19 protein-coding genes and 1 riboswitch are annotated in these 26,078 nt (G+C 58.9%); of the genes, 15 read left to right on the top strand and 4 right to left on the bottom strand.

Features of this window, described 5'->3' with window-relative positions; all coding sequences use genetic code 11:
- Nucleotides 1-266 precede the first annotated feature (266 nt).
- From VEG30_10750 to VEG30_10725, 6 genes are all read left to right on the top strand, one after another.
- Complete coding sequence (locus VEG30_10750; GenBank protein ID HXZ80399.1) at nt 267-1,010, top strand: cytochrome c3 family protein; 744 nt, start codon at nt 267-269, stop codon at nt 1,008-1,010.
- 88 nt (nt 1,011-1,098) lie between these two features.
- Nucleotides 1,099-2,973: a hypothetical protein gene (locus tag VEG30_10745; protein HXZ80398.1), complete on the top strand. Its 1,875-nt coding sequence runs from the start codon at nt 1,099-1,101 to the stop codon at nt 2,971-2,973.
- 26 nt (nt 2,974-2,999) lie between these two features.
- On the top strand, nt 3,000-4,115 hold the full coding sequence (locus VEG30_10740; GenBank protein ID HXZ80397.1) for a 6-bladed beta-propeller: 1,116 nt from the start codon (nt 3,000-3,002) through the stop codon (nt 4,113-4,115).
- A complete protein-coding gene (locus tag VEG30_10735; GenBank protein HXZ80396.1) occupies nt 4,115-6,082 on the top strand; it encodes a cytochrome c3 family protein in 1,968 nt (655 codons plus the stop codon). Before VEG30_10740 ends, VEG30_10735 begins: the two co-directional genes overlap by 1 nt.
- Before the next feature lie 166 nt (nt 6,083-6,248).
- Nucleotides 6,249-6,977, top strand: a complete 729-nt coding sequence (locus VEG30_10730) for a hypothetical protein (GenBank protein HXZ80395.1) — start codon at nt 6,249-6,251, stop codon at nt 6,975-6,977.
- A 19-nt stretch (nt 6,978-6,996) separates the two neighbouring features.
- Nucleotides 6,997-8,550, top strand: coding sequence for a hypothetical protein (locus VEG30_10725; GenBank protein HXZ80394.1), 1,554 nt, complete (start codon nt 6,997-6,999; stop codon nt 8,548-8,550).
- Between the two features lie 179 nt (nt 8,551-8,729).
- Here the strand turns inward: VEG30_10725 and pstS are convergent, their stop codons facing one another.
- Complete coding sequence (pstS, locus tag VEG30_10720; protein HXZ80393.1) at nt 8,730-9,839, bottom strand: phosphate ABC transporter substrate-binding protein PstS; 1,110 nt, start codon at nt 9,837-9,839, stop codon at nt 8,730-8,732.
- Between the two features lie 379 nt (nt 9,840-10,218).
- Nucleotides 10,219-10,890 (bottom strand): tetratricopeptide repeat protein, encoded by a 672-nt coding sequence (locus VEG30_10715; GenBank protein ID HXZ80392.1) that lies wholly within the window; start codon nt 10,888-10,890, stop codon nt 10,219-10,221.
- A gap of 320 nt (nt 10,891-11,210) precedes the next feature.
- Here VEG30_10715 and VEG30_10710 point away from each other — a divergent pair, with 320 nt between their 5' ends.
- Together VEG30_10710 and VEG30_10705 are read left to right on the top strand one after the other, a co-directional pair.
- Nucleotides 11,211-12,827: a hypothetical protein gene (locus tag VEG30_10710; GenBank protein ID HXZ80391.1), complete on the top strand. Its 1,617-nt coding sequence runs from the start codon at nt 11,211-11,213 to the stop codon at nt 12,825-12,827.
- 5 nt (nt 12,828-12,832) lie between these two features.
- Nucleotides 12,833-13,549: a class I SAM-dependent methyltransferase gene (locus tag VEG30_10705; GenBank protein HXZ80390.1), complete on the top strand. Its 717-nt coding sequence runs from the start codon at nt 12,833-12,835 to the stop codon at nt 13,547-13,549.
- Between the two features lies 1 nt (nt 13,550).
- Here VEG30_10705 and VEG30_10700 read toward each other — a convergent pair whose 3' ends face one another.
- Nucleotides 13,551-14,750, bottom strand: coding sequence for a glycosyltransferase (locus VEG30_10700; protein HXZ80389.1), 1,200 nt, complete (start codon nt 14,748-14,750; stop codon nt 13,551-13,553).
- 208 nt (nt 14,751-14,958) lie between these two features.
- On the opposite strand from VEG30_10700, the gene VEG30_10695 reads away from it, so the two are divergent.
- Nucleotides 14,959-15,981, top strand: coding sequence for a type II CAAX endopeptidase family protein (locus VEG30_10695; GenBank protein ID HXZ80388.1), 1,023 nt, complete (start codon nt 14,959-14,961; stop codon nt 15,979-15,981).
- An 8-nt stretch (nt 15,982-15,989) separates the two neighbouring features.
- On the opposite strand, the gene VEG30_10690 is transcribed toward VEG30_10695, so the two are convergent.
- Nucleotides 15,990-16,853 (bottom strand): amidohydrolase family protein, encoded by an 864-nt coding sequence (locus VEG30_10690; protein HXZ80387.1) that lies wholly within the window; start codon nt 16,851-16,853, stop codon nt 15,990-15,992.
- A gap of 120 nt (nt 16,854-16,973) precedes the next feature.
- Nucleotides 16,974-17,038: riboswitch (Fluoride riboswitch) on the top strand.
- Nucleotides 17,039-17,056: 18 nt separating this feature from the next.
- Between VEG30_10690 and crcB the strand changes: the two genes are divergently transcribed.
- The 6 genes from crcB to VEG30_10660 all read left to right on the top strand — a co-directional run bounded on the left by crcB (nt 17,057) and on the right by VEG30_10660 (nt 26,071).
- Nucleotides 17,057-17,431, top strand: a complete 375-nt coding sequence (gene crcB / locus VEG30_10685) for a fluoride efflux transporter CrcB (GenBank protein ID HXZ80386.1) — start codon at nt 17,057-17,059, stop codon at nt 17,429-17,431.
- A gap of 1 nt (nt 17,432) precedes the next feature.
- Nucleotides 17,433-17,759, top strand: coding sequence for a DUF190 domain-containing protein (locus tag VEG30_10680; GenBank protein ID HXZ80385.1), 327 nt, complete (start codon nt 17,433-17,435; stop codon nt 17,757-17,759).
- Nucleotides 17,760-17,764: 5 nt separating this feature from the next.
- Complete coding sequence (locus tag VEG30_10675) at nt 17,765-19,573, top strand: glycosyltransferase family 39 protein (GenBank protein HXZ80384.1); 1,809 nt, start codon at nt 17,765-17,767, stop codon at nt 19,571-19,573.
- Nucleotides 19,574-19,659: 86 nt separating this feature from the next.
- Complete coding sequence (locus VEG30_10670; GenBank protein ID HXZ80383.1) at nt 19,660-20,451, top strand: DUF1175 family protein; 792 nt, start codon at nt 19,660-19,662, stop codon at nt 20,449-20,451.
- A gap of 1 nt (nt 20,452) precedes the next feature.
- Nucleotides 20,453-25,111 carry an alpha-2-macroglobulin family protein gene (locus tag VEG30_10665; protein HXZ80382.1) on the top strand — a complete coding sequence of 1,553 codons (4,659 nt, stop codon included), beginning with the start codon at nt 20,453-20,455 and terminating at the stop codon, nt 25,109-25,111.
- Between the two features lie 69 nt (nt 25,112-25,180).
- Nucleotides 25,181-26,071 carry a hypothetical protein gene (locus VEG30_10660; GenBank protein ID HXZ80381.1) on the top strand — a complete coding sequence of 297 codons (891 nt, stop codon included), beginning with the start codon at nt 25,181-25,183 and terminating at the stop codon, nt 26,069-26,071.
- Nucleotides 26,072-26,078 lie beyond the last annotated feature (7 nt).

Genomic DNA, 26,078 nt, shown 5'->3' with positions numbered 1-26,078 from the left:
TCAGATTTTCGATCCTGCCGGGCATGTCCGCATGTTTGTGGGCAGCCCGGGTATTGGACCGGGACAATTTCAGCTGCCCAATGGACTCTACATCGACAAGAACAACCGCGTGTACGTGGGCGATCAGCTCAACGGACGCGTGCAGGTGTTTCAGTTCCTGGGCAGCAAGTAAGGAGTTCTGTGCGCACTCGCGTGCAAGCAGAAGCTGTAACGGCTACCAATGTTTATTACCTAGGTAAAGCAGTACCAATCATCAGGAGGTCTTCATGAAATATCTACGCGTAGTCCTGATGCTGATACTGGTGGTCATGGTTGTCACCAGTATGAGCTTCGCTCGGGTCGATAAGGCGTTGATCATCAACGGTCCCCACGACCTGCGCGCCACCGGCAGCGGCGGTGTTGCCACCGGCTCCACCGGCGCCAGCTATGCCCTGTGCAATTACTGCCACATCGCGCACAAGTTTGCGTCTGATGGCGGTCTCGGACCCAACGGCCCCGCCCAACTCTTGTGGAACCACACGCTCAGCTCCTCCACGGCTTACACCGCGTACACGAGCTGGACGCAACAGGCCACCGACCTCAAGTCGCTGCAGGCAACTGGCACGGATGCTGACACTACCAACCCCAGCATCCTGTGCATGAGCTGCCACGACGGCACGGTCGCCCTGAATTCGACCTACACCGGGGCCATTGGAGCCATCAATGCCCTGCCAACCACCCGCGTCATTAACCCCGCGGATGCCAACAAGACCCACCCGGTCAACTTCACCTACGACGCCACATTGGCTTCCAATGCTGGGATGAAGGTTCCGGCTGGGCCGAACGGCGTTGACGTCAACACTGGCAATGCTGTGGTTCCGCTCTATGCAGGCAAGATGCAGTGCTCCACCTGCCATGAGCCCCACACCAACAGCCATTTGCTGTTCCGTAACTTCGCTGCCGTGTACACGGCCACCAATGGTTCCTGGTGCCTGTACTGCCACAGCGATGGCACAAAGAACCCAGGCTAGTAGTTAGTTCGGGGAAGGCGAGACTTCTCGCCTTCCTCATCTTTGAAATTGATGCGCGTGTTCGTCAGATTCAACGCGGAGGGTGGCAGTGAGGCGGCGCTGGGAGAAGTTCGCGATCCTGATGGCGGTGGTGATCACCAGCGCGCCGCTGATCGCCCAGTACGTACCCTGGTATGAAGAGCAGCAGCCGCGCTGGCGCCTCACCGGAGCAATTGGCTTCGATTTTCACCACGGCAGCCTGGACACCGAGACGCTGGGCCAGAGCGGAAACACCACCGATACACTGTTCGGCGGAACCGTGGACGCGACCCTCTCCGGCCACCTCTTCAATCCTCAATTCCTGAACTTTACCGCGAATGTCAGCGATCTCCAGTCTGGCGGCACCACCTCGAGCAGCGGACCCCTGCCCGCTTACGAAAATCGTAACGGTGCGCTGAGCTACGGCATCTACGCCAACATCCTGGAAGGGCGGGGCATGCCCCTGCTGGTTCACTTCGTGCACACCGATAGCGGCATCGTGTCGAACCTGACTCACCAGAACCAGGGAACGCAGGAGTACGGATTTGACTGGCGGCCCCGGCTGCCGCACGTCCGCAACATCTATCTCAACTACCGCGACACCGATTCCAACGTCGCAATTCCCACGTCCCTCTATCAGACCAACAACACCCAGAAGGTGTTTCAGGCCACAGCCAACGACCGGCTATTCGGGTGGGAGTGGATGGGCGGATACTCGCGCATCAACCAGGACGTCAGCACCGTCGGTGCCACCGTTCTGCCGGAAGCTGCTGTCGATCACGCCTGGAACCAGAATTTCGATATCAAGCGCAACTTCCTGGATGGCGCGTTGACGGTCACGGCGGGCGAGCAGGGCACACACGACCGCCAGGTGGGATCGCTGGGCACCAATGACTTCAACCTGCTGGGCTATCACGCTTCGGTGTTTTACCGGCCGACAGAGAAGCTTTCTACCAGCGTCTCGTATGCGTACCAGGAATTTGAGAACGGCCTGGTGGAGTCGCCGGACACGCCGGGGCAGATTTTTGTCCTTCCCACCAACACCTACACCGCCCTGAGCGAGAACACCAACTACAAGCTTTCCAATTCGCTGACGGTGGGCGGAGGCGTGAGCTACTCCTCCACGGTGGTGCCTTCGACGACAGAGACCTTGGAGAAGACGGTCACCCCCTTCGTAAGCGCACAACTGCAGCACAAGTGGGGCAGCTTCGACGTTGGCGCTAACGGCCGGGTGGGCTACAACATGACGGTCAGCGACCTGGGCCGCGACGCCAACGCGACTTCGTGGGAGGCCGGGGCGCACGTTTCCCACGGCAGTGTGCAGGCAATACGCTGGACAGCGGGCTACCAGGGGAACCACAGCGTGCTGCCGCAGATCGTCGGGCAGTACAGCGATGTCCGTAAAGCGTCACTGACAGCGGAAAGCGACCATTTTGACGGCTGGCGGCTCACTGCGGGGATGGATTACACGCAAAACAACGCCCTGACCATCGGCGGCCTATTCAATGCCGGGGGCTTCGGCTTCAACGCCGGCGCCTCGCGCGAGCACTACGGCCTGCGCTTCTACCGCACCCACATCAACGGCAACGGATCGATCTTCCCAACCACGTTGAATACCGGGTCCTATATCGTGGTGCTTCCGGTCTCGCTGTTGGTGAGTTCGCCGCTGTTGGACAAGAACACAACCTCTACTGGACTGACGGGCTACTACAACTGGCGGCGGTGGCTGATTTCTGGATCGTTCACTCGTGAGGCTGATGTGTTCTCCCAGACCAATCAGCTCTACAACAACGTCGACATCGAGGCCCGCTATACGCTGGGCAAGGTAACGCTGGAGGCGGGCTATACCAGGAACCTGCTGAACGTGGGGAGCGGCAACAGCCTGAGTGGAACATTATTTAACCGCTTCCATTTCCGCATCACCCGGGCCTTCACCCTGTTTTAAGGGAGGCATTTGACGAGGCGACTAACGTGACGTTCTCTTCCAAGGCGGGCAGGAAAGATGTGGGCAAGAAAACAGTGGGGAAGAAAGTTCTGGGCTTCTCCCTCACGTTGGTCGTTGTGATCCTCTGCTTTGAACTGGCACAACCGCGCATCGAAGCCGTCGATCGTCAGCCTCCGCGGAATCTTCCCTCGCAACTGGAGTGGGTGGGAGCGGTGCGCAACGCCGCCGACGTCATCGGAAAGGAATCGCGCTTCAAGTGGCTGATGAAGAAAATCGTTGGCCTGGACGACCGCCAGCGCGCCATGCTGGCCCCTTACGGAATCGCAGTCGATTCCCGCGGGCGGATGCTGGTGGTGGACACGCGCGCTCGGCTGGTTCATGTCTTCGATCCCGAGCACCACAAGTACCGCACGTTCCGCGCTCCCGATCGCGACCCCTTTGCCTCGCCCATCGCCATTGCCCTGGACGCGAACGGCCTGATCTACGTTTCTGACTCCATTCGTTCGCGCATCTTCGTCTTCAATCCCGAAGGCAAGTTCCTGCGCACGATCGGGGCGCTGGGCAAGAACGAGAGCATCTTCAAGCGCTCCACCGGAATCGCCATCGATCGCCAGCGTCAGCGGCTATACGTCGTAGACACGGTCGCCATGAAGGTGATCGTCCTCACCCTGGACGGGCAGTTGATTCAGCGCGTCGGCGAGCGCGGACTGGAAGCCGGCCAGTTTAACTTTCCCACCCAGATTGCGGTTTCCCCCGATGGCAGCTTCTGGGTAGTCGATTCGCTGAACTTCCGCGTGCAGCATTTCGATGCGAACTTTCAGGTGGTAAACGGATTCGGCCGCCTGGGAGATTCCATCGGCGAATTTGACAAGGCCAAGGGCATCGCCCTCGACAGCCGGGGCAATGTTTATGTCGTCGACGGCTTCCGCGATCGCGTGCAGGTGTACACGCCGCAAGGCCGTATCCGCTTCTACTTTGGGCAAACCGGGCCCGCCGAAGGCCAGTTCTTCCTGCCCACCGGAATCACCATCGACGAGCACGATCGCATTTACGTCGCCGACAGCTACAACCGGCGGGTGCAGATATTCCATCTCCGCCCCGATGCGCAATTAGCGGAAATGCCTTCGCGAGGGGGGAACTGATGCGGCGCGCCACCATCGCGGCCGCTCTGTTGCTGGCTGCCGGCCTGGTCGCCCAGCTTCGCGGCGGATCCGCCGACAAGATGGCGATCGTGAACTCCCGCCATGATTTCCGGGTTACTTCCACCGCGACGGTCAAGGCCGCGCAAACCCTCCCCGATGCCGGAGAGCAGCTCTGCATCTTCTGTCACACCCCACACAACTCCAATCCCGGCACCGAGCTTTGGAACCAGACCATGGGCACGCGGGATTTTGCCACTTACACCAGCACCACCTTGCAGTCCACGGTGCCGCCGGTCACCTCTTCCGATCCTTCCAAGCTGTGCCTGAGCTGCCATGATGGCACCATCGCGCTCGGAGACACGGTGCGCAACGGCCAAATCATGTTCGTCTCCGGATACGAGAATGGTTTGCCCGCGAGCAGCCCATCGAACCTGGCAGGATATTCAGGATACGGCTTCACCGACGATCATCCTTTTGCCTTTTCACCCAATCTCGCCAATCCGCAGATGCAGCCGCCGCCCACTGGCGATCCGGTGAAGATGTTTTCCGGCAAAGTCCAGTGCACCACCTGCCATGAGCCGCACAACGAAAATCAGGACCCCACCATGGGCATGTTTCTGGTGAAGAACAACCGCGCTTCGGCAATGTGCATAACCTGTCACAAGCCCAACGGCTGGATCGGATCGGCACATCAGAGTCCGCCCGATCCCGTGCAGGATGCCCGTTACACCAGCAACCAGGGTGCGCATACCGGCTATATTGGCGTGGCCAATAATGGCTGTGAGAGCTGCCACAAGCCGCACTCCCCACAGGTGGGGCAGCGGCTGGTCAAGTTTCCCGAGGAAAATGTCTGCTTCCAGTGCCATGACGGCACCGTAACCACGCTCAACGTCAAGAATGAATTCGCCAAGCAGTACAAGCATCCGGTGATGCTGACCCCTTCGGTGCACGACGAATCGGAAGGTCCGAACTCGGCTCAGTTTCCCTTGCCGGAGAACGCCCCGGGCACTCCGCGCCACGCCGAGTGCATGGATTGCCACAACAGCCACTTCGCCCAGGCAACTCCTGTCGGCTACGCGCCTCAGGCTCCGCGAGTGACCCCGCCCTTGCGCGGCGTGCGCGGCCAGTCGTCCGCCAACACCTTTCTGCCGCAGGCAGTCAACGAATACGAAATCTGCTTCAAGTGCCACGCCGACAGTGCCAACAAACCGCAGAGCACGGATAGTGGCACCGCTGGATTCGGATACGGGAGAAATGCCAAGCGCCAGTACGATGTGGGCAGTCCCAACGCTTACAACCTCCGCATCTCATTTGCCAACGGCATTTCGTCGCATCCGGTCACCATGCCAGGGAATGTACCCGGCACCCAGGTGCCAAGCTTGCGTGCGTTCATGATCTCCAAGGGCGGCAACAACATCGGCAGCCGTCCCCTCAGCATGAACAGCTCCATCTTTTGCACGGATTGTCATAACAACGACACCGGAGTGCAGACCATCGATGGCGGCACCGGACCTTCCGGAGTGCATGGTTCCAACTTCCCGCACCTGCTGGAGCGATCGAGCCTGATGGAGCCCGCTCCCGGATTGCCCGGCGCAGCCTCGCCCGGACTCGGAGCCTATAGCCAGGACAATTTCCGGCTTTGCGACAAATGCCACGATCTGACCATCGTGATGGGCACCACCACCACCTTCCCGCTTCATGGAGAGCACATGCAGATCGCGGGCGCTGCCTGCAGCACCTGCCATTCTCCGCACGCATCGGGAGCGCTGATGCTGGTGAACTTTGATACCACGGTGGTGGGCGGGACTCCCAGTTGGACACGGACCGCGCCCGGGCAAGGCACCTGCACGCTGGTCTGCCACGGCGTCAACCACACGGGGTTCCCTTATCCGCTGCCCCCCGGCTGGACCATGCCGGCGAACGCCAGCGCGGCGATGCCGGCAACTACGATGGTGAAGAGCCATTGAGCAGAAGTATGAAGTCAGAAGTTCGAAGTAAGAAGTTCGAGAACTGCCTCGGGACCGGAACAGACGCTCCTGTGATGGTGATCACAGGCTTGGGTGATTTGTGCGAATGGCAAACATCGCGCCCGGCCCTATGCTCAAAAAACGCAGATATTCGCGGAGGACAGCGGTGAAAAGACCGGTATTTCTGCTTCTGATCTCATCTTTACTGTGCGGCCTTGGTTGTTCCAACAGCGGTAGCAATCCGCAAAACGGCGCCGAGCTGAGCACCTGGGTGCGCCTTAAAGCAGGATTGAACGCCCGTCTCACCGGAGGCAAAAAAGCGATCCTTCGCTCCAGTCAGGCCAAGGCGGCGGCCAAGAGCTACAAGATGCAGGTGGAAATGCGCCTTCATCCCGGCGACCCCTTCATCACCGTGGAAGAAGTATCGTGTCCCGATAAATTACGGATGACCGCGAAGCTCGGTGATCGCCCCATGTATGAGGCCTTCCGCATCGGCCACACCAGCTATGTGATGGATCAAGGCAAGTGGGTCACCAGCCCGGTCCCGCCGGATGTTTATCCCTGCGGAGACAACCCGGGCGCCTCCGCTCCCTGGGCCATCCTCAACGAAGGCCGCGATATGAGCAGTTCCCTGGCGCAATTGGTCACCAAAGCCAACGCCACCGTCACTGCGGGCAATCTCGTCGTAGTGAATGGTTCGCCCTGCCAGGAATGGGAGGTTGCCTTTGGGCATCCCGGCAGCAAACCGGCGGGCGGTCACATGGGAAATATGCGTTACACCATCTGCATCGATACCACCACTCAATTGCCGGCGCAGGTGGTCATGGGAACTGGCGGCATCCTTATCAAGTATTACGATTGGAACCAGCCAGTGGACATCACCGCTCCGTTATAAGACCAATGTGCGATGAGTGATGAAGTCGATGCCGGCCATCGCGAAAACTCGCAAGCAACACAAACCGAAAGCCGGCGATGAAGGCCGGGCATTGCGAGCCGACCCGGTTGCAGTTCCTCATCCGCTGCCGGCCTCGCGCCGTCTTCTATTTTCCTTTCTGCTGGCGCTAATCATTCTCTATCCCGTCTGGTTCGCGATTCACTATCGCGGTGTCTACGATCCGGATATCTGGTGGCACCTGCGCACCGGACAGTGGATCCTCGAACACAAGAGCATTCCGCATTTGGACCTCTTTTCCACGCTGAGAGGAAAATCGTGGGTTCCTTATAGTTGGACCTTCGATGTCGTCATGGCCTTGCTGTACCGAGACTTCGGCTACTTTGGAGTATTCGTTCTCTATCCGGTCAGCATGGCGCTGGCAATAGCGGCGGTCACGGTGGCCATGGTGCGCCGGCTTCGGACTGGACCGGCTGCATCGCTGGCAGCGACGGCTGCCGTACTCGTGGCGATCTCGCCCATTTTTGCCCCCCGCCCCGGACTGATCAGCGTTTTATTCTTCGCGGTTCAACTATGGCTTCTGCTATCGGTTTCGCAGTCCGGAAGCTTGCGAGGCCTGGCCGTCCTCCCTGCCCTATACCTGCTGTGGGCGAATGTGCATGTGCAATTCATCTATGGACTGGCCGCCCTGGGACTCTTTGCCGCCGCGCCGCTGGCACATCGTCTGTGGCCACGGTTCGAGTCTGCTGAGGAGCCGGCTCTGAGAACCCGATCGGCAGTCCTTCTGGGCTGCGTCGTCGCTACGCTGATCAACCCCTTCGGCCTGAAGATCTATTCCACCATCCTGGGATTCGCCACTCAGTACGGGCAATGGCGCTATCTCGAGGAATTGCAGTCGCCAACCTTTCGCAGCCTGAACAGCTACGTCTTGCTGCTCTGGATCTTCGCAGCCTGGCTGTTGGTGGGCCGGAACCGAACTGTCTGGCGTTGGCAGACAGTCTTGCTGCTCTGTGGCTGTCTCGTGGCATTCCGCCAGGTTCGCGACATCTGGCTTGCCGCGCTGGCCGGTCTATGTGCGATGCGGCCCGAATCAAACAGCGATCTCACGGTCGACCCCGCGGGCGGGCCAGCTCAGCGGCTGCCGCTCTACTCTTGGGTGACGGCAAGCCTCGTCATCGTGGGAACACTGATTGTCGGAGCGCTTCATCCCTTATCTCAGACAGGGCTGGAAGCGGACATCGCCGACGAATTTCCCGTGAAAGCTGCTGCTTATGTGCGCCAGCACATCTCTCGCGGAACGATATATTGCGATCTTACCTGGGGCGGGTTTTTGCTATGGACCGTACCAGATATGCAGGTCTCACTCGACAGCCGCACCAGTGTGCACAGTGATCTGCAAGTTGAGCGCGCTATGGCTGTCTGGTCCGGTGTGCGCGACTGGGCCAGCGATCCGGAACTGCTATCGGCGCGAGTCGTGGTCGCCAATCCCAGCCAGCCGCTTACGTCGCTGCTGCGCCTCGACCCGCGATTTCGCGTCACCTATGAAGACGGCCAGGCGGTGGTGTTCGAGCGGTAACGAGCAATTAGCAGTCAGCGCTCAGCACTCAGCAGTCAGCAATCAGCAATCAGCAATCAGCAAGCAACCCCTCAGGGGCTGGCCAGATTCCTGAAGTGCCGAAGAAAAATCAGGGCAGGCAATCTCGCCCGCCCCATTTGCTTATCCTCACCGAGATGTACTCGCCCCACTCTGCGCCGCTACTTGCGCGCCTGTGTGCGTTGCCCTTCTGTCTGTATTTGCGACAACAAGTTCTGATCCTGCTGTTGCAGCGACTCTGGTAGTTTCGCATAAGCAAGGCTCTCTGCCTGGCTCTGCCCCTGGGTGACGATGTACTCGACGAAATCCTTGATCACCTTCCCCTTATTCGCGTCCTTGGGCTCCTTGGGAATCAATAGATAGGTTAGGCCCGCGATGGGATAGGCATCTTTGGCCGAAGCCGGCGGGTCAACGATTGGTGTGCGAACGTCTTTGGCAAGCTCCGAGTTGAAAGCGTTGATGGCCGCCGTAGCTGCCTCTGCGCTTGGCTCAACCCAACTGCCTGCACGGTTTCGGATCGCAGCCACTGGCAGCTTATTTTCCGTTGCGTAGGTCAGCTCCACGTATCCAATGCCGCCGGGGGTCTGTTTCACCACTCCGGTGACGCCTTCACTGCCTTTGCCACCGAGTCCCACGGGCCAGTTCACAGAAATTCCGGCACCCACTTGCTTTGACCATTCCGGATTGACCTTCGCCAGGTAGGTGGTGAAGATGTTGGTCGTGCCGCTGCCGTCGGAGCGATGCGCCACCACGATGGCATTGTCAGGCAATGCCACACCCGGATTGTCCTTCTTGATCGCGGGATCCTGCCAGGTCTTGATCTTCCCCAGATAAATTCCCGCCAGTGTATCTGGACTCAGTTTGAGAGAGCCTTTCACGTTGGGCAGGTTGTAAGTAATGCAAACCGGCCCCGCACTCTCGGGAATTTGCACCAGCGGAGGCATTTCTTTCAGCTCATCATCCTTCAAAGCTGCATCGGAGGCGCCGAAATCGATCACGCCTTTCTTCAATTGCTGTATACCGCCGCCGCTGCCGATCGACTGATAGTTGATCTGAACTCCCTGGTGGGAGCTCTGAAAATCGCTGATCCACCGCGTCATCACGGGATAGATAAACGTGCTTCCCGCTCCAATGACCTGATTGGAATTGCTGCTCATCTGAGAGGCGCTCGGCAGTGACTTCGATCCTGAACTGCACGCCGCCACTATCAACAAGCTCAATAATGCGATGGCCAATGCCAGGTCAGCCACCTTGTTTAGTTTGCGTCGCATTCGATACTCCTTTGGCCAACAAAGGTTTCGTTCAGATTTGCGATGCCAACCGGCAGTCTCGCGATGCCACCCAAAAAACCGCGAATATTAAAGGAATGTGAATTCCTGAGGGCCAGGAATGAGAGCCATGCACCCAAACGGAAAAATTGCCCAGGCGGGAGCGCTATCTAGGAGAAAGCCTGTAGGAGTGGCGCTAGAACGAGGCCGTTTGTGCACGATGGAATCGTCTCGACGAAACTATGAAGCGCCGAGAACAATTCTGGAAGGTTGCACCGGACATGCCTGAAGAAAGGGCCCGGCTTCTTGCTCAACCCTTCGGAATACTGCGAAAAATCTCTTGTGATTCGTGCGCTTCGTGAGATCCGTGGCAGTTGCTGGATCAGTTTTTCGCCATGCCGGTCATGCCACCCTGCGCGTGCTGGCGAGCGCGGGCGATCAGTTCTTCGACCCTGGCTTTATTGGGATAATCAGGATTGGTCTGCAGCAGCTTTTCCCAGGCCTGCAGCGCTCCTGCCGGATCCATGCGGCCCTGCCACTTCACGATCCCCATGTTGAAAAGAGTTCCGGCGTGCGAGGGTTTGTACTTGAGACCCTTCTCGAATTCTGCGATGGCGCGGTCGGAATCGCCGCCATAGAAGTAGCAGCTTCCCATATCCGAGCGGACATCGACGTTATCCGGCCGAATCGCCAGCGATTTCTGGTAATAAGGGATGGCGTCCTGATACTGCTGCGCGTCGTAGTAAGCGTTTCCAATCTGTGCCAGCAGCTCCGCATTTTTGGGATCAGTCTTGAGCTTAGCCAACAGCGGCTCCGCTTGTTTCTGCGCCATGTGTGCCAGTTGCTCAGGGGTAACCTGCTGTCCGGCAGGCATGGCGGCGGGCGCTGCCGCCGATTGAGTGCTTGCTGGCGTCGTAACTGCAGCCGAACCCGAGCCGCGGACCAGATATCCGACAGCGATTCCGGCAATCAGGCAAATTATCGAGAGCACGTAAGCCTGCGTGCTGGTCCAGGTCTGCCCCGATCCTCGTCTCGGTTCCTCGTTGGTCGCCATCGAACCTCCTCAGCCTGGGAGCGCAGAGATCCACCTGCCCCCGGCATTTGTGTAGGGCATCCTGAGTACCAATTCTGAAAATTCACGTGCTATTTCGCCGCTAAGAAAACACAAGGGTTGCGCAGGATTGGCACGTTGGTTGTGAGTACCGGTTTGGGGAAAATTTGGGCGATCTCACTCGTTGCCGGGTGATTTGACGCGTTTGTCATCGAACCTCTGTCGGCTAAGCTGATGCTCCACCGTCGATCGCAGTGGCATTTTGGATGCACTCCCCAATTGCAATTTCGCAGGCGCAAGCGCCCGCGCAGATTCCAAAAAGGATGGCCAGAACTGCCAAAGTCGGACGCTCAGGTGTCGCCGGGACCAGCGCAATCCCGGAGCCTCAGGTGGTTGGCTTGCAATCCACCCGGCAAAGTTCACTGTTGCTTTGGCTCACTCTCCACCGAGCAACCGCAATCAGCCTGGTCGCGTTGTTCGCATTCGCATTTGCGGTGCAGGGCGCGATCCGCAGAATGCCGCTGCCCTCGAACATGGATGAATTCAGCGCGTTGGTAGCTGCCGATACCTTCGCCCACGGGCGCGTCACCAATCCAACTCATCCCATGTGGGTTCATTTCGAAACTCTGCATGTCCTGATGAAGCCTTCCTACACCTCAAAGTATCCGCCTGGACCAGCGTTGTTCCTCGCCCTGGGCCAGGGGATCTTCGGATCCCCGATCTGGGGAATATGGCTGACCACGACGCTCGCCTGTGCCGCCGTGACCTGGATGCTGATGGGGTGGATGCCTGTTCGATGGGCAATGCTGGGCGGCGCACTCGCGGCAGTCCAGTCGATCATCGTGGCCTGGAGCCGCTTCTACCTGTGCTGCAATCTGGGGGTGTTTGCCGGCGCGCTCTTATTAGGCGCGGCCAAGCGGCTTGAGCGTCGCCCCACCAGCCGTGACGCGACATTGTTTGCCATCGCCATCATCGTGCTGGCGAATACTCGTCCTTACGAAGGCGCCGTGTTGTCGCTGGCGGCAACCGCATGGCTCATTGGGAAGGGAAATCATCATGCGCTGCTCCGCTTATTGCCGCTCGCGGTAGTCCTGCTCGCCGCCGGTGTGGTAGCGATGGGCTACTACAACTGGCGCGTGACCGGGTCCCTCTGGCGTCTGCCTTATGCCGAGCACTTGCGGCAGTATGACATGGCTCCTTCCTTCTGGCTGCAGTCGGCACAGCACATGCCCGAGTATCGTCACGAAAACATCTACATGTTTCATCAATGGGAGCTCGATAGCTACCGCGACATTCATGCTCGGGGCGGCGCCGAAATCCTGCTGAAGCGGCCGCTCATTCTTGTGTGGTGGGTGGGTGACTTCGTGGCCTTGGCAATGCTTGCCATCGTGCCCGCCCTGCGTCAACGGTGGCTTCGGCCCGTGCTGCTGCTCTCGATCGTCTTCTTCATGGCGCTTCTCTTTCCTACCTGGCTGAACAGCAATTACATCAGCCCCAGCCTGCCACTGTACTTTTTGCTCCTGACTCTGGCTCTGCGGCGCTTGTCCAGGCTGCGCTTGCCTGGAATTGCTGTTCCAATCGGTCCACTCGTGGTGGCTGCCTTGGTGCTTGTGGCTGTCGTACTGGCTTTCGCGGATCCTCACCCCATCGAGTTGAACGATTCCAACTACGGCTACCAACGCGCCCAGATGATTCACGACCTCAAGCAACAAGGCGGACAACATCTGGTTCTCGTGCGTTACACGCCCAATCATGACAAAGCCGAGGAGTGGATTTACAACGCTGCGAGCATCGACTCCTCAGCGGTGGTGTGGGCGCACGATATGGGTCCGATGTGGAACCGCGAGTTGCTGAATTACTACCCCACACGCCGCGTCTGGCTGCTCAACGCCGACGCGCGTCCTCCGCAACTCCTCCCCTACCCTGGAATTAAGAGGTGACCCAGATGAGTGGATTTTCTTGCCAGGTTGCTGCCGGTCATGGGTTCGATCAGTATGCTGAGAATTATCAGCAGGTTTTGGGAGACGCTCTTTCTGTTACCGGAGAAAATGCCGACTACTTTGCCTCCCGTCGCATCTCCTGGTTCGCAGCTCAATTGCATCGCCGGGGCCGAGCACCGCAAGCTGTGCTCGACTACGGATGCGGAGTAGGAAATAGCGCTCCCATCCTTTTGCACTTCACGGGAGCCAGTTCGCTGCTCGGGGTTGATATATCGCGACAGGAGATCGAGCAGGCGCGGCGATTCTACGGTTCAGGGCACGCAAAGTTCATCAGTCTGGATGAGTTTCTCCCCGCCGGGCAGACGGACGCCGCCTATTGCAATGGCGTCTTTCACCACATTCCTCCCGAGAAGCGGCTGGAGGCGGCCTCAACAGTTTGGCATGCACTGCATCCGGGAGGGTTGTTTGGATTCTGGGAAAACAACCCGCTGAATCCCGGAACTCGCTACGTCATGTCGAAATGCGCCTTTGATGAAGATGCGATCCCTCTTACTCACTGGGAAGCAAAGCGGCTGGTGAAACGGGCAGGATTCGAAATTCTCGCCACTGACTTCCTCTTCTTTTTCCCGAGCTCGCTGGCGCCGTTGCGCTTCCTCGAACCTGTCCTGTCGAAGTTGCCGCTGGGAGGCCAATATCAGATTCTTTGCCGGCGCCCAGAGTAGCTCACCGCCGGCGCAGACCGAGTATGCTCAAGAAGAAACTGGAGAGGGAAATCTGCACGCCGAGCGTTACTGACAGCATAGTGATCGCCACCAGCCGCACTATCTTTACTGGATCCAGCGAGCCAAAGCCCATCGCATCCCAGCGCAGCAGCGAATAGATACCTGTGGCGAATCCGGCCACCATAAGAACGGCTCCAGTGACGAGACCGGTTTCGAGCTTCACATAGCGAAATAGATTTGCGAAGCGGGGATCATCGGGAAGCAGCCCTTCCGTGATCGCGAAGACCTTCGTGAAGACCGCGAACAGCACCGCCTGAAATCCCACCAGCACCGCCAGCACTGCATAAAGCAGCGTGTGAATGTCGAAAGTGACGCCGCCCACGTGACGCGGTCCCGGCAGCAGCCACAGCGCGGTGAGTGCACCGATCAGCATCAGCAGCCCGCCAGGATACAGGAAGAGCCAGCGAGGGCTGTACATCAACAGGAAACGCAGATGGCGCCAGCCATCGCTCCAGCTCCGCAGATGTGGCGCGCGGTCGCGTCCATCAGGAGACAAGGTCGTCGCTACCTCCGCGATGCGCATGCCGAAAAGCGTAGCTTTCACCACCATCTCACTGGCGAACTCCATGCCTGTTGTCTGCAGATCCATGCGCTGGTAGGCGTCTTTGCGAAAAGCACGCAGTCCGCAATGGAAGTCCCCACATGGACTGTCGAAGAGCAAGCGTCCGATTCCCGTCAGTACCGGATTGCCAAGATACTTATGCAGCGCCGGCATGGCATTGCGCCGGATACCGCCGCGGAATCGATTTCCTATGACCAGGTCCGCTCCGCCCCGCAGCTCGGTCAGGAACTTGGGAAGATCTCCAAAGTCGTAGCTGGCGTCGGAATCACCCATTGCGACGTAGGTCCCGCGCGCCGCAGCGATACCTCCCATCAGAGCGCTGCCATATCCGCGCGACGCTACCGGCACTACTCGGGCTCCCATCCACTCCGCGATCCCTTGTGAGCCGTCTGTACTCCCGTTATCTGCCACGATAATCTCGCCTTCGATACCATGTGCCGCAAACGTGATTTGAATCTGACGAATACAGCTGGCTAACGTCGAGGACTCATTCAGGCAAGGCATGACGACCGAGATTTCGGGCTGATTCGAAGCAGCCTCGCGGATTTCGGCGCCGGATGCCGGGACCGCCCTTGGCATCGCCTTTTCCCGGCACGGGGGTAAACTGATCTGGGCTTCACTCGTGGCCATTCTATTGATGGAGAGCACGGCTCATACCAGCATGCGTGACTCCGTGCTGCTGATTCTCTGTGACTTAGCGGGCTCAACTAGCTGAACGTGGGGACAGATACTCAAAATTCTCCGGGAAAATGCGCTATTTGCCCCACTTAGGACTTGGGATCAAACAATGCACCTGAAATCTACTTCCGACGAGACTACAACCGAGATCCACCACCACCGCCGGCAGTCCCCGATCCCTGTGGCCGCTGTGCTGCTCTACGGGCTCGCTCTCGTCGCTTTCTGGTTTGCCGCCCAGCACTTCAATATGGAAGAGCGCATCGGCGGCCACCTGCCCAGCACCTTCGCCAGCTTTGCCCTGTTGTTCACTCCTTACTGGTTTTTTGGATTTGGACTGGACGAGACTCTGCGTCACAGGTTGTTCAGCCCCGCTTCCCGGGTGCTCGCGCCGGCGGTGCTTCTGATCCCCTACTTGATATTCGCTTTGCCGCGGGGTGAATTTCGGTTTTTCTATGCCGTGATTCTGGTTGCCATTCCCGTCGGACTGGCCGCCTTGTTCGAGTTTGTGCCGCCGCAAAGCAACCGGCTCGCTTGGCAGGATGTTGTGGCCCTGGTTGTGGTGGGATTTCCGGTGGAGTTTCGTCTGCTCGCGGGATCATGGCCTCACTCCGGCCTCAGTGCCCTGCCCAAAATCTTGCTGGTTGATTCCGCGCTCTACGTCTTCCTCGTCCTCCGCAGGCTGGAGGGAGTGGGCTTCGATTTTCGGCCACGTCTGCGCGATCTCGCGATCGGCCTGAGGGAATGGACGTTTTACGCCCCGATCGCGATTGGGCTGGGCCTGGCTCTCGGCTTCATCCGGTTTCATGCCGGCTGGCCGCCTCTCTCGAAGGCTTTGTCCGCCCTCCTGATCACATTCTTCTTTGTCGCCATCCCCGAGGAACTCTTCTTCCGCGGCTTGCTGCAAAATCTGCTGGAAGCGCGGATTGGACGCGCAAATGCCTGGGTGACCGCCTCGGTAATCTTCGGATTGTCACACTTCAACAAGCCCTTACCGTTCAACTGGCGCTATGTCCTGCTGGCGACGATTGCGGGGTTGTTCTACGGTCGAGCCTGGCGCGACCGCAGGCGCCTGCTGACGTCAGGCACCACCCATACCCTGGTCGATGTGGTTTGGTCTTTGTGGTTTCGTTAACGGCAAGATCAGCGTTCCGCCACAATCGGTTTGCCCGCTGCAGCAGGCTGCCAGGCGCGCGGCATCACAAACTCCAGCCTTTCCAGACCGAAGATCCGCCTGGCATTTTCACGTAGAAGCTTTTCCCGGACTTCGCTCGGGAACGGCATGGTCTGAACCACAGGCAAACAAACTTCCCACGGATAGCCGTTGCTGCCCCAGAGACAGCGCCCATCTAGCAGCGGCAAGCTGGCGAGCTCGCGAAGATCCTCTCTCCTCAGCGCGTGGGAATCAAACGCGAAGCACACATTCTCGCAGCGCTCTGCCAGCCGCTCCATATCCGCTGCCAGCCAGCCGCTCTGGGCCACTACGAACGTCGCCGTCTCGAAATCCCACAATACCCGCGCCATGGCCGCTGGCGTCAGCCCATCGCTGAAGTCGCGCAGGTGCCGCATATCGAGGATGACTGGAACATGCCACTCCGCCGCTTTGGCATATAACGGGTACATGCGGCGGTCATTAACCGAGAGTCCAAAGCTTCCCGGATGCACGTGCACTCCGCGGAACCCATACAGCTTCACTGCAGTCTCCGCTTCCTGCAGGCTCTGCGAAATGTTGTGCGGGCTGTAGCCGGCAATGCCGACAAATTTTTGAGGATAGGGCAGCGTATACCGCAGGACGTCGTCGAGAGCGGCATCTTCGCACATCCAGCGCCGCTCGCAGGACCAGCGCTTGCATTGGGAGATCAGGACTTTCTCCAGGCCAGCGCGGTTCAGCAATTCCAGTGCCCGCTCTACCGGTTCGTGACATCGCGGCTCCCCTGCACCGGCTTCCACCAGGCCTTGGCGGGCAGGCGGGAAGTACATCACGTCAATCGCTGAATTATTCGCCATGCGCCCACCTCCCGACCCTCTAACGCTAGCTCCGGCAGTCCGCACTCACTGTGCGGATCGTCACTGGCCCCAGTGACGCGACTCACGGGTTGGAAGACCGGGGTCCGGCTGTTACACTGGCTCGCGGACGGCGATGGAGTTCGCCATAACCGCTCCGCACACGAGCTGATAACTCCTACCAAACTCGTTTTGGAGAACTCCATTTGGCCGCGATCGTCTGGATTTCCTTAGGCGCAATTCTGGGCGCCAATGCCCGTTACTTTCTCAGCCGTTGGGTGGCACTTGTCTGGTCGCCGGCATTTGCCTGGGGCACGCTGATCATCAACATCAGCGGCAGCTTCGTCCTGGCATTTTTCCTGGTGTGGACCACGGAACGCGTTCTCGCCGATCCTCGGTGGCGGCTGATGATTGCCGTAGGCTTTTGCGGCGCGTACACGACCTTCTCCAGCTTTGCCTTCGAGACCATGGCCTATTTCGAGCAGGGCCAGTGGACGCTGTTCGCGCTGAACATTCTGGCCAGCAACCTTCTCTGCCTGGCGGCTGTCCTCGCCGGTGCGGCGCTGGCGCGGGTGCTATAAAATGCCGCTCCTCATGGGTGTGCAGGTTACCATGTATCTCAACGAAGCCGACAAGTGGCACCACAAGCCGTTGCATGTAGAGATCCTGAATTATCTGCGGCGGGAGAATGTAGCGGGCGCCACTGTCCTGCACGCAGTTGCAGGCTTTACTGGCAGGCAGCAGGTCCACACCAGCCACCTGGTGGATGCGGGTGGAAATCTTCCCATCCTGCTTACCTTCATTGATACCGAAGAGCACATACAACGCGTGCTGCCTACTCTTCGCGAAATGGCGCCCCACCGGCTCATCGTCCGGGAAAACGTGGAGATCGAACAGGGTCTGGGCTGACCAGCGTGCTCGCACAGACCCCTCAGCCGCGCCCCCGGACTTATCTCCTCGCCCTGGTTCTGCTCTGGCTGGTGATTTATGTACCTGGACTGTTTGCCCCCGCGCTCTTTGACGATGCGGATTCGGTGCACGCGGAAGCCGCGCGAGAGATCCTGGTCCGCCACGATTGGGTCACGCTGCACGCCGACGGCATTCGCTATCTCGAAAAAGCGCCGTTGCTCTACTGGACCATCGCAGCCAGCTTTCGGGGGTTCGGCGTTCACGAATGGTCGGCGCGTCTGCCGCTGGTTCTGGGCATGCTGGCAACTATGCTGGCCGTGTTCGCGCTCGGCCGCCGGGCTTATGGAGAGAAGGCCGGCTTTTACAGCTCGCTGGTGCTGGCTACCAGCCTCGGGGCCTACATCTTCACTCGCATCCTGATTCCAGATCTCCTGCTGGGCCTGTGGCTCACGCTGAGCTTCTACTTCTTCTTTCACATCCTCGAACAGGAATCGCCTTCTCGGGCGGCGTGCTGGGGATTGGCAGCAGCGACCGCGCTGAACGTTTTAACCAAGGGCCTGATTGGTCTGGTGTTTCCCGCAGCCATCATCTTCTTGTATTTGCTGCTGACGCATGATCTGCGGCGGCTGCTGCGCATGCGTCTGCTTTCGAGCCTTGTTGTGTTTCTGCTGATCGCCGCGCCCTGGCACATTCTGGCGGGAATTCGCAATCCTGCTGCCGGCGAGGCTCGCGGATTCTTCTGGTTCTATTTCGTCAATGAGCACTTCCTGCGCTATCTCAATAAACGCGTGCCGCGCGACTACGATACGGTTCCTCTTCTAGTTTTTTGGGGGTTGGTTTTGGTCTGGCTGCTGCCCTGGTGCGCATTTGTTCCCCAGTCGCTGGCGCAGGTGCCGCATCGCCTGCGAGATTTCGTCTCCAGGCTCGATCGCCCTCACAAAGCCAGTCTCTTGTTTGCCATCTGGGCGTTGGTAATTCTTGTCTTCTTCAGCTTTTCCACCCGGCAGGAGTACTACACGATCCCGGCGATTCCGGCGCTGGCGCTGTTGATTGGCGCCTGGCTGGCACGGGAGAGCGACGCATCCGATGTGTCCGCTTCTTCTGCGCTACGCGCCGGCCGCATTTCAGCACTCGGCCTGTTGATTCTGGGAATAGTAGTATTCATCGCCGCTACCAGCCTGCTTCTGTTCTCTCGCCGTCCTGCCGCCGGCGCTGAACTCGCAGATTTGCTGAAGAAGAATCCTGAACAGTACGCTCTTTCCCTGGGACACGTCTTCGATCTCACGCCTGAGGCCCTGGGAATGTTTCGCCCTGAATTGTTGCTGGTTGGAATCGCGTTCCTGTTGGGTACTGGTCTGGCCTGGTGGATGCGCCACCGCCGCCAGCCCGCGAAGAGCAATGCCGTACTCGCTCTGATGATGGTGGCAGTTCTGTTCGCCGTTTGGCTCGCTTTGCGGAAATTCGCCCCTATCCTGGGCTCGAAGGACCTCGCCATTGCCGTTGAGAAGGCTTACCGCCCGGGAGACATCATCGTCATCAACGGCGAATATGAATCCGCCTCAACGCTTAACTTCTATACCAGAATTCCCGTGCACATACTTCACGAGCGCAGCGCCAATCTGTGGTATGGCTCCTGCTTCCCGGATGCCCCTCATGTGTTTGAGACCGACGGATCGTTCCTTCAGCTTTGGAACAGCCCTGCTCGCGTTTTTCTCTGGACCGACGTGCGCGAAGCACCTCAGCTGGCCGGAAATCCGACATTTGAGCTGGCTCACAGCGGCGGCAAATACATTCTCAGCAATCGTCCCGACTAAATCTCTATTGAAGCGAACCTCCGGAAGATTCATCCGAGATCGAAGTCCCCGCGCTATAATCACCCGCTCCGCTCGGGAAGAGAATCTTGCGCAAGCTGATCTCCAGCCGTCGCCTGTTCGCGGCAACCGCTTTCCTCGCTTTAACTGCGGCTTTTGGCATCGCAGGCTCCCCAAGCGCGAAAATCCCCGATTTCACGGATACATTTTCCGACGGTACTCCCGACCAGCTTCGTCTCCGCCAGCCCTCGGACCGCGACGCGTTTGTTCGCTGGTTCACTTTCCTCGCCGAGGCGGAATATGTGGCGCCGCCGCAGAATCGCGTTCCGGAAATTACCGACTGTGCCGCTTTGCTGCGGTTCGCCTATCGCGAGGCTCTACGCAAGCACGATGGACCCTGGGCCACAGAATTAAGATTGCCCGTGGTGCCGGCGCTTCCTTCGATCACGGAATACAACTATCCGCACACTGCGCTGGGGGCAGCCATTTTCCGCGTCGTCCCCGGTCCATTTCGCCCGGAAGACTTGAATTCCGGCGCATTCCGCCAGTTCGCAGATGCCGACAAGCTGCAGAAATTCAACACGCACTTCATTTCGCGGGAAATTCGTCGCGCTCGTCCCGGTGATCTGCTCTTCTTTCACCAGCCCGATCAGCGCTCTCCCTGGCACGCCATGATCTACCTGGGCCAGAGCCAGTTCTCGAGCGGGCCGCAGGAGTGGGTGGTCTATCACACCGGCCCCAGCGGCCACACGAGCGGCGAACTCCGCCGTTTCAGCGTGCAGGAGTTACTGAATTTCCCTTTTACCCGCTGGCGCCCGTTGCCCAACAATCCCGCCTTCTTGGGTGTGTTTCGCTGGAACATTCTGCGGGAGGCGGACTGACATGAGGCCCATTGCGGCTCTCACTCTGCTCTTGAGCCTTTTGCTGCCGTTGCCGGCAACCCCGCAGGAAGACCAAAACCGCGAATCGTTTTTCTCGGTCAACAGCAACCGCACCTGGGCGCCAGGCCAGAACCCCACCATCGATGTTTGGGCCCAGAACCAGAAAATGCTGGAGTTTCGGATTTACAAGGTCAAAGATCCGGTGAAGTTTTTCACCGAACTGCGCGACACTCACAGCTTCGGGGGGCGCGCCCCCAAGGTCCCGCACACCCAGACCCTGATTGAGCGCTTTCACAACTGGAAATATCGAATCTTCGCTGCCATTCGCGACTTCTTCCGCTTTCAATTCACCGCCAATAACCGCGAAATCATTCGCAAGTGGCGCGCCGGAGGTAAAGCTCCTCCACCGCCCGTTGCTGGCCACCCTGGCGCCGACATCTTTGCTCAAATTCCGCTGATCAATCGCGACCAACTGGTTGCCACTTTTCGCCAGAATTTCGGCGAATCCAAATATCGTTGGCAGTCGCAGCAGGTTTCGTTGCCCATCTCGGAGAAGGGCACGTACCTGATCGAAGTCACGGACGGCAAGCTTCGCGCCTACACCATCGTGATGATCAGCAACCTGGCGATCATCACCAAGACTGCACCCGGACACATCCTGGTGTTTGCTGCCGACCGCGGCAGCGGCGCCCCGGTCGCCGGAGCCGCTGTGCGCTTCTGGTCTAACGGAGCGCAGGTCGCGCAGCAGCAAACCGATGCCAGTGGTCTCGCCGAGACCGTCATCCAGCAGGATCGTCCTGAGCAAGTGCTGGTGATGGCTCGTACGCCTGACGATTTCGCAGTGAATGCCCCGTATTCCTGGTACCTGGGCAGCGATCCGGCGCGAACTGTCACCAGCTACGTCTATACCGATCGCCCTGTATATCGGCCCGGCGATACGATGCACTTCAAAGCCATCCTGCGCGCGCGGCCCGGTGTTCTCTACACCATGCCGCCCAATACCGAGTACCGGGTAGAAATTCTCGATCCTGAGGGGAAATCTGTCTTCGCCAAGGCGATGACTCTATCGCCGATGGGTACCTTCCACGGCGAGTTTGCTGTGCCCGCCGGTGCGGCTCTCGGTAACTACTTTATTCAGTTGCACGCCGCCGATGCCTACCTGCAAGGGGGCAGCTTCTACGTCGAGGAATACAAAAAGCCCGAATACGAAGTACGCGTCACCCCTGAGAAACCTCGCGTCCTCCAAGGTGAAGCCATCCACGCCACCATCGACGCCCGCTACTACTTCGGCGAACCAGTGGCGAATGCGAAGGTCACCTGGGTGGTGCACCAGGCGCGCTACTGGTCGTGGGGTTTTGGCGGGGATGAGGAAGAACAGCAGTATTCCTCAGACGAAGAAGGGGAGGGCGAAGAAGGCGGCTATTACGCCGGCGAGCAGACTGAGGAAGTCACCGCCCGCCTGGATCAGAATGGACGCCTCGACATCACCATTCCCACCAAGGTCAATCCCCATAAATACGACATCAACTACCGCATTGAAGCCCGCGTCATGGACGAGGCCAATCGCGAGATCGCCGGTCACGGTTACGTGCTGGCGACCTATGGCCGCTTCCGCATCAATGTCGAACCCAACTCCTATGTCTACCAGGCAGGCGACACCGCCAAACTCAAGGTGCAGGCTCGCGATTACGACAATAACCCGGTGCAAACGGCATTTCATCTGGCCGCCTGTCCCTACGTCTGGAATCGCAAGACCTGCCCGCAGTTCTATTCCACCGATGGACAGACCGACGCTAACGGCAACGCTGAAATCAGTCTTCCGCTAGGTAATCGCAGCGGTGAGATTCGCGTGACCGTGACTGCGATTACGCCCGAGCTGCGTGAACTCGAAACGCAAACCATGCTTTGGTTGCCCGACTATCAGGCTTCCTGGATGGGACCGCGAACCGAGCAACTCCAGATCATTCCCGATAAGAAGTCGTACCAGCCCGGCGACGTGGCCCACCTGCTGATCATGACCGGAAAGGGCGCGGCTCACGTGCTGGTAACCACGGAAGGCGCTACTATCCTTAGCCGCCAGGTCGTGCACACCAATGGTGGAACCGCCGCCGTCGATGTTCCGATCAAAGCCGAATACGCACCCAATGTTTTTGTGGTGGCCGCGTTTCTGCACGACAACAAACTGCATCAAGGCTCAAAGAGCCTCAACGTTCCGCCTGACCAGTTCCGTCTCAATGTGAAGCTGCAGCCTTCGAAGCCCCAGTTCCAGCCGGGAGAAGCGGCAACCTATACCCTCACTGCCGCCGACTCCAGCGGGAAACTGGTTTCCGGCGCCGAATTCAGTCTCGGCGTGGTAGATGAAGCCATCTATGCCATTCGTCCTGATGCTACTCAGGACATCATGAAGTTCTTCTATGGGCGCACGTTCAACCGCGTGGGCACTGACAGCTCTCTCGCCTATTATTTCTATGGCCAAGCCGGCAAGAAGCAGATGCAGCTTGCCGCCGTGGCGACCACCCGCGCTCTGGCGCAGCTCAAACCCGAGCGCCTGGTGCAGCCGCGTATCCGCAAGGCATTTCCCGATACTGCTTTCTGGGTGGCGGACGCACGCACCGATGCCAGCGGACGCCTTCAGGTGCGCTTCAATTTCCCCGACTCGCTGACTACGTGGCGAACCACTGCTCGTGGGATTACGCAGGATTCCAAGGTCGGCAGCGCCACCGACAAGGTTGTGGTTCGCAAGAACATCATGTTGCAACTGGCGCTGCCCCGCTTCTTCCGCCAGGGAGACGAAGTCACCGTCTCCGCCATCGTTCACAATTACCTCAAAGACGCGAAGACCGCCCGCGTATCGCTCGATGTCAAAGGACTCGATATTTTGGAAGGCTCGACCCGCGATGTGGACGTCCCCAGCCGCGGTGACGCCAAGGTTGACTGGCGCGTACGCGCGGCGAATGTTCGCCAGGCCGATCTGCTCGGCAAGGCTCTCACCACCGAAGAATCCGATGCCATGGAAATCACTCTGCCGGTAATCCCCTACGGCGTGAAGCTCAGCCTCGCCCGGTCAGGTTCCATTGCCGAGAACAGTGCCGACACCCCGGTGGACGTTGTGTTCCCCGAAAAAGCCGAACCTACCTCGCGCGCACTCACCATTACAGCCTCTCCTTCCCTCGCCGGCGCCGTGTTTGGTGCACTCGAGTACCTGGTCACCTATCCCTACGGGTGTACCGAGCAAACCATGTCCAGTTTCCTGCCCAATATCATTGTGGCCCAGGCGACGCGGGAACTGGGAATCAACACCAACATCAATCCCCAGGATCTGGCCAAGAAAATCGCCGCCGGGCTCGATCGCCTCTACCAGTTCCAGCATGAAGATGGAGGATGGGGCTGGTGGCAGACCGATGACAGCGGCGTCTTCATGACTGCGTACGTACTCGCCGGACTCAGCCAGGCGCAACAGGCAGGCTATGCCATCAAGCCGGGCGTGATTGATCGCGCTCGCACCTGGATGAAAAGCGAGTTCGACAAGGATCCCAAAATCATCGCCGATCTGCGTGCCTACATGCTTTACGCTCTGGTCGAGAGCGGACTCAATGACCGCGGCGCTCTCGATTCCGTGTGGAACCAGCGCTCCAACCTCACGCCCCACGGCCTGGCTTTTCTGGGCCTGGCCATGAGCAAGCTGGGCGACGCACGTACAGGCGAGTTGGCGACCAACCTGGAAAACCAGGCTAAGAGTGATGATCAGCAGGCCTGGTGGGAGAGCGATCGCGACTATCTCATGGACTTCTACGAAGACACTAGTCCCGAGACCACAGCCTACGCTTTGAAATTCCTGACCACGGTGAAGCCCGATAGCCCGCTGGTACCCAAGGCTGCCGTGTGGCTGGTGACGCACCGCAACGATGGCTACTACTGGTATTCCACCAAGCAAACCGCGATGGTCATCTATGGCCTGACCGGTTTCCTCAAGCGCAGCGGTGAACTGAAGCCGGATTTCACTGTCGAAGTCGTGGCGAACGGCAAAACCGTTCTTACCAGGAAGTTCACCGAAGCGGACGCGCTCTTGCCTGCTCCCGCGAGCCTGAGCCTGCCGCCGGAAGATGTGGGAGCAACCAACCATGTCCGCATTCGCAAAACCGGAACCGGGCGGCTGTATTGGTCCGTCAATGGCGATTACTACTCTGCAGAAAAGAAACTGACCAATGTAGGCAGCTTCTCACTGACTCTGGCGCGCGAGTACTTCAAACTGACGCCGACCCGCCAGGGCGAGCGCATCGTTTATCAGGCCGATAGCCTTTCCGGACCAGTGCAACCGGGAGATACCCTCGCCGTTCGCCTGACCGCCAGCGGCAGCAACTGGCGCTACATGATGATCGAAGACCCGATTCCCGCAGGCACCGAATTTATCCAGCGCGATGACCTGTATGAGGTCAAGGACAAACCGTCCTGGTGGGATTTCTGGTTTACGCGCCGCGAATTTCACGACGATCGCGCTGCCTTCTTCCAGACTGGGTTCTCCGCCGGCCAGCACGATTTCTATTACTTGCTGAAGGTAGTGAATCCAGGGAAATTCCGCGTCAGCCCGGCAAAGATCGAGCCCATGTATCAACCCCAGTATTGGGCCACCAGTGATCCGGTGGAGGTAGAAGTGAAGTGAACCGCGGGGATGGAATTTTGAGTGCATTTGTGGAGAGCATTCGTACCCCAATGTGAAGCGAAGCAAATAATGGATCGCGTTCAGATGGAACATTTCGAAGTAGATTCCGCGACTGCACTTGGTAATTCCAAGCGGCTCTGGCTGCTGCATTTTTTCCTGAATGCAGCCTTGTTCGCCGCATTTTTTGCATGGCTGCGCATTCCGGATCAGCGCGCCAGCCAGATTCTGCTCACCGTGGTTGCCGGGCTGCTGATCCTTTTCCTGACGCTCTGGCTGCACGCCAGCACACTCACATATTTTCAGAGTTATCACGAGCTTTCCGAGGCATCGCTGGCTTCGGCCTGGCGACGCTCATTGCGCCATCTGCCCGCGTTTCTGTTCTGCTTGATCGTCTTCGCGGTGGCACTATGGCTGGTGACCGTTGCGCGAACCTATAACGACCAGCTTGCGGGCTACGTCCGTCATCTATTGCCGGAATTTGTGCGCTCGTCAGTAAGCCCGCGGCAAGCCGCCAGGTTCGGAAGATGGCTATTCTTTTTCATTTTCTGGTTCCTGATTCCACTTCTCTTGCTGCCGATCGGCACACAAGTGGCGGCCCGTGGATTCCGCGGCTTTGTAGGACACAGCCTCGCTCGCGCTCTTCGGGTTTTCTTTAGCCTGCGATTCTGGATCTTGTATGCCGTCTGTTATCTGGCTGGCATATGGGTGCCATGGAAGCTGGCGAAGAGGTTTCCCCGCTGGAACGATTCCGGAACACTGCGCGAGCAGGCAACCAGCGCGGGCTGGCGCTTCTTCGTAGGATATCTGCTGTTGCTCACGGCGTGGCTGCTGCTTGCTTCTGCGCTGGGCAGGCTCACAGCGGAGAGAGCGGAGCCGCCGGAGGAGGTTGCGGTCTCCGAGCCTGTTGCCGAGCCGCCTGAAGAAAAAGGTTCACGCATCACCGGTGAACCTTATCCTTAGTTCGCAG

It is taken from the genome of Terriglobales bacterium (assembly GCA_035624455.1).
Taxonomy (GTDB): domain Bacteria; phylum Acidobacteriota; class Terriglobia; order Terriglobales; family Acidobacteriaceae; genus DASPRM01.
The sequence above is the reverse complement of the archived record's forward strand: the minus strand, read 5'-3'. Positions and strand labels throughout refer to the sequence as shown.

Coding starts and splice junctions, on each gene's coding strand:
- VEG30_10705 (HXZ80390.1), top strand. CDS start 12,833: ATGAGTGGATTTTCTTGCCAGGTTGCTGCCGGTCATGGGTTCGATCAG.
- VEG30_10750 (HXZ80399.1), top strand. CDS start 267: ATGAAATATCTACGCGTAGTCCTGATGCTGATACTGGTGGTCATGGTT.
- VEG30_10725 (HXZ80394.1), top strand. CDS start 6,997: ATGAAGTCGATGCCGGCCATCGCGAAAACTCGCAAGCAACACAAACCG.
- VEG30_10695 (HXZ80388.1), top strand. CDS start 14,959: ATGCACCTGAAATCTACTTCCGACGAGACTACAACCGAGATCCACCAC.
- VEG30_10665 (HXZ80382.1), top strand. CDS start 20,453: ATGAGGCCCATTGCGGCTCTCACTCTGCTCTTGAGCCTTTTGCTGCCG.
- VEG30_10710 (HXZ80391.1), top strand. CDS start 11,211: ATGGCCAGAACTGCCAAAGTCGGACGCTCAGGTGTCGCCGGGACCAGC.
- VEG30_10715 (HXZ80392.1), bottom strand. CDS start 10,890: ATGGCGACCAACGAGGAACCGAGACGAGGATCGGGGCAGACCTGGACC.
- VEG30_10700 (HXZ80389.1), bottom strand. CDS start 14,750: ATGCCAAGGGCGGTCCCGGCATCCGGCGCCGAAATCCGCGAGGCTGCT.
- pstS (HXZ80393.1), bottom strand. CDS start 9,839: ATGCGACGCAAACTAAACAAGGTGGCTGACCTGGCATTGGCCATCGCA.
- VEG30_10660 (HXZ80381.1), top strand. CDS start 25,181: ATGGATCGCGTTCAGATGGAACATTTCGAAGTAGATTCCGCGACTGCA.
- VEG30_10680 (HXZ80385.1), top strand. CDS start 17,433: ATGCCGCTCCTCATGGGTGTGCAGGTTACCATGTATCTCAACGAAGCC.
- VEG30_10735 (HXZ80396.1), top strand. CDS start 4,115: ATGCGGCGCGCCACCATCGCGGCCGCTCTGTTGCTGGCTGCCGGCCTG.
- VEG30_10690 (HXZ80387.1), bottom strand. CDS start 16,853: ATGGCGAATAATTCAGCGATTGACGTGATGTACTTCCCGCCTGCCCGC.